The organism is Shigella sp. SIG6 (assembly GCF_053555815.1).
The window spans coordinates 1-2,629 of the sequence record NZ_JBQZXC010000230.1 but is presented as its reverse complement, the minus strand read 5'-3'; the positions used below and the strand labels follow the sequence as shown (position 1 = coordinate 2,629).

The window sequence follows — 2,629 nt, the reverse complement described above, 5'->3', positions numbered from 1 at the left end:
TTATGCTATCAATTCAGAACCTGTTGAACTGATGGGTAAAATTGGCACATCACCTACTGATATTCAGAATCTTTGTAAACGTCTCAGGTCAAAGTCATCGCAGGTCAGTATCGTTTATGAAGCGGGGCCCTGTGGTTATGGACTTTATCGTCGGCTGGTGAAATCCGGTTTTGACTGCATGGTCTGCGCCCCCTCACTTATCCCGAAAAAACCGGGGGAGCGGGTTAAAACCGATCGCCGTGATGCCATCAGACTTGTGCGTTCACTGCGTGCAGGAGATCTTTCTGCTGTCTACGTACCCGGCATTGAAGATGAGGCATTCCGGGATTTGGCCCGGGCATGGGCATCTGCCCGCGATGATTTACGGCATGCAAGGCAACGTCTGAAATCGTTTCTTCTGGTTCATGGGGTCCATTATGTCGGGCGAGCAGATTGGGGCCCTGCACACCGACGCTGGCTCAGCAAATACTCATTCGAAAGTCCCTGGCGACAATTAGCTTTTGACGAACACCGTCGTACAATAGAAGACCGGCAGGCACAATGTGAACGGCTGGAATCCGCCCTGAAGGAGGCCGTTACCGAATGGAGGCTGTATCCGGTAGTAGAGGCGCTGCAAGCCATGCGAGGGATTCAGTTTATTACTGCGGTTGGATTAATTTCTGAACTGGGTGATCTGACCCGTTTTGAACATCCACGACAATTGATGTCATGGTTTGGTATCACGCCATCAGAATATTCATCGGGTGGAAGCAGACATCAGGGCAGCATTACCAAAGCCGGAAACAGCTATGCCAGAAAGCTATTGGTCGAGGCAGCGTGGAGTTACCGTCATCCGGCACGCATCAGTCCGGCAATACAAAAAAGGCAGGAAAATTTACCCCGCCCCGTCATTGACAGAGCATGGGATGCTCAACTCAGGCTTTGTAAGAGGTATCGAAAACTTCAGGCCAAAGGAAAGAATGTCAATATTACAATTGTTGCTGTTGCACGTGAGCTGGCGGGTTTTATCTGGGATATGGGCCGAATAGCAATGTCTGTCGCACAACAACCACAATGTCACAAATAAAAAATGAGAATAACCAGTTCCCTGAAGGCGACGTAGCCCGGTACAAGAGTAACCCACGTTAGCGCTTGGCGACGGCGGAACAAAGCTGATTCGCGACGTAAGAAAGTGGCAGGCTCATATGACGGACCTCTGTAATGCGGTATCCAACCCGCGAATATCAGCATGATTCACCGTCGGATTTACTGCTACGTCGCCCTCAGGGAATTAAACCTAAAAAGAAAATCGTCAAAATTAGAGATTCCGGTTTGACACGGAAAGTCATATCAGCGTCAACGGAGCACCGTATTGACGCTTATTTATTGGTGAGAACTACGTTCCATGGCAGGAGTTCGTCAACACGGTTGGAGGGCCATTCAAGCAGTATGCTCAGAATATGGCGCAGATACGCTTCCGGATCGATACCGTTCAGACGGCAGGTGCCTGCTTTTCCGGCAACAAGCAGGAATCTCAGCGCTGAAGCAGGAATTAGAGGTAAAAACGCCCTACCGGGCCATGAATCACCCGGTCATTGGAGTAGTAACCAAAGCAGATTTAGCCAGCATGGAACAAATATCTTTGGTGAAAAGTTGGTTACGGGAAGCTGGAGCGCACAACGTGTTAGTAACCAGTGCAGTTAATAACAATGGAGTTACAGAACTTTTTGCCTTGCTGCATACAGAAGAAGGCTGTTGTTAATTTCGATTGGTTCTCAGATGAGAATGATGACGGTGATACACAGATAAGAATCAATGAGCAATGAGGGTTGCCGGGCAACCCTCATTGAATAAAACGGGAATTACTTCGCTTCGCCGTTTTTCATTTCGCCCATAGCTTTCAGCTTTTTGGAGATATCGCGGCGTTCTTTGGAGAGCTCGGCATTTTTGATGATGTAATCGTCAACGCGATCTTCATAGTCACCTTTCATGCTGGCGATGATGCCCTGGATTGCTTCAACGCTCATCCCTGGCTTGATGTAATCGCTCAGGTTGTCCAGCAACAGGACGCGCTTCTGGTTGTCACGGATCTTTTTCTCAACGTCCTGAATTTCACGTTGCAGTTTGTTCTTACGACGGAACAGACGAACAAATTCCAGTACGTCCTGGAATGAAGGCTTGGTAGTTTCCATTTTTATACCCCTGATAATGTGAGAGTCGGATTCGTTTAAGCAACCGCTATTCGTTAGGGCCAACATTACTCATAGCTGCCGCAGATGACAATGCTTTTATCCCTTTTCACTATCATACCCTTTATCCTTGCTGAATCGAAGCAGCAGCAAGATGATTCTGAAGTTCAGGAATTATTTGCGCAAGGCCCGGCAAATCAGATTCGATAGCAACTCAAGCTGATGTGCCGTTTCCATGTTCAGCCACACATAACCATAGATTGGTGTTTCCACGACTTTCAGGTCATGGTGGTTATCGAGCAACTGACGCAGCTCTTCCACAGCATCGTTCAATTTTTCCGTATTGGCAAAAACCGGCTGCGGATTACCTTCGTACAGCGCATGAACAAGGCTCAGCAGTATTTGCTGCATCATGTGCTGGGTATCACGAAGTTTTTGCGCGTTCAATAACACGAAATGGC

The 2,629-nt window shown here is 48.1% G+C and carries 4 protein-coding genes and 1 pseudogene; 2 read left to right on the top strand and 3 right to left on the bottom strand.

Going from position 1 to position 2,629, the window contains the following annotated elements; all coding sequences use genetic code 11:
• A partial coding sequence (locus ACUU1M_RS19735; protein WP_449144763.1) for an IS110-like element ISSso6 family transposase occupies positions 1-1,066 on the top strand: 1,066 nt, incomplete at its 5' end.
• Between the two features lie 292 nt (positions 1,067-1,358).
• Here ACUU1M_RS19735 and ACUU1M_RS19730 read toward each other — a convergent pair.
• Positions 1,359-1,496: pseudogene (locus tag ACUU1M_RS19730) on the bottom strand (transposase domain-containing protein); the annotation flags it as partial.
• A 62-nt stretch (positions 1,497-1,558) separates the two neighbouring features.
• Between ACUU1M_RS19730 and ACUU1M_RS19725 the strand changes: the two are divergent.
• On the top strand, positions 1,559-1,741 hold the full coding sequence (locus ACUU1M_RS19725) for a EutP/PduV family microcompartment system protein (protein ID WP_001016348.1): 183 nt from the start codon (positions 1,559-1,561) through the stop codon (positions 1,739-1,741).
• A 100-nt stretch (positions 1,742-1,841) separates the two neighbouring features.
• Here the strand turns inward: ACUU1M_RS19725 and ACUU1M_RS19720 are convergent, their stop codons facing one another.
• Positions 1,842-2,171 carry a DUF496 family protein gene (locus ACUU1M_RS19720; RefSeq protein WP_000450409.1) on the bottom strand — a complete coding sequence of 110 codons (330 nt, stop codon included), beginning with the start codon at positions 2,169-2,171 and terminating at the stop codon, positions 1,842-1,844.
• 171 nt (positions 2,172-2,342) lie between these two features.
• Positions 2,343-2,629 (bottom strand): hypothetical protein (locus ACUU1M_RS19715; RefSeq protein WP_449144762.1); only part of this gene is annotated, 287 nt, incomplete at its 5' end.